Origin of the sequence: Streptomyces sp. 8K308 (assembly GCF_004348315.1) — a bacterium.
GTDB lineage: Bacteria > Actinomycetota > Actinomycetes > Streptomycetales > Streptomycetaceae > Streptomyces.
The window spans coordinates 1-756 of record NZ_SMKC01000680.1 but is presented as its reverse complement, the minus strand read 5'-3'; the positions used below and the strand labels follow the sequence as shown (position 1 = coordinate 756).

The 756-nt window shown below is 79.2% G+C and carries 1 protein-coding gene; it reads left to right on the top strand.

The annotated features are described in order from the left end of the window. Positions 1-756, top strand: a 756-nt coding sequence (locus E1265_RS37720) for an SAV_2336 N-terminal domain-related protein (RefSeq protein WP_279571504.1), incomplete at both ends; no start/stop codon positions are given.

Sequence of the window (756 nt, the reverse complement as noted above, 5' to 3'; positions counted from 1 at the left end):
CCACATCCCGGTCCCGCCGACCGGGCACGTCGGCGACCCCGCGCACCCCCCGGCGACCCCGGCGCCCGAACCGACATCCGGCGCCACCACGGTCACCGTCGCACCGGTCCGCGCCACCGACGCCTCAGGGCCGCCCCCACGCACGCCGGCCGCGCCACCACCCGCGCCCGTCCGCCTCGCCAAGGCCCTGCACGGGCTGCGCCGCCGCGTGCCGTCCCGCAGCCGCGCCGTCCTCGACGAGGAGCGCACCGCCAGGCACGGCATCACCGACGACCTGTGGATCCCCTACCTGCGGCCGGCCGGCGAGACCGCCCTCGACCTCGTGGTGCTCGCCGACGACGGCCCCACCATGCGGATCTGGGACGACGCCGTCGCCTCGCTCGCCACCGAGGCCGAGCGCAGCGGCGCCTTCCGCGACGTGCGCGTGGTGCGCCTGGCGTTACCCCGCGACGGCGAGGCCACGCTGCGCTGGCCCGGGGGCCGCGACGGCGACCCGGCCGAGCTGATCGACGCCCGCGGCACCCGTGTCCACCTCGTCGTCACGGACGGGCTCGGGCACGGCTGGGCCGCTCCAGGGGCCGACGCGCTGCTCGACCGCCTCACCGCCGGCGGCCCCACCGCGCTGGTCCACCTGCTGCCCACCTACCTCTGGCACCGCACCTCGCTCAACCCGTTCCGCGCCGAGCTGGCCGCCGGCGGCTTCGCCGCGCCCAACGGCCGAGTCGGCCACCGCCCGCCACCCGCCGGGGCCGACCC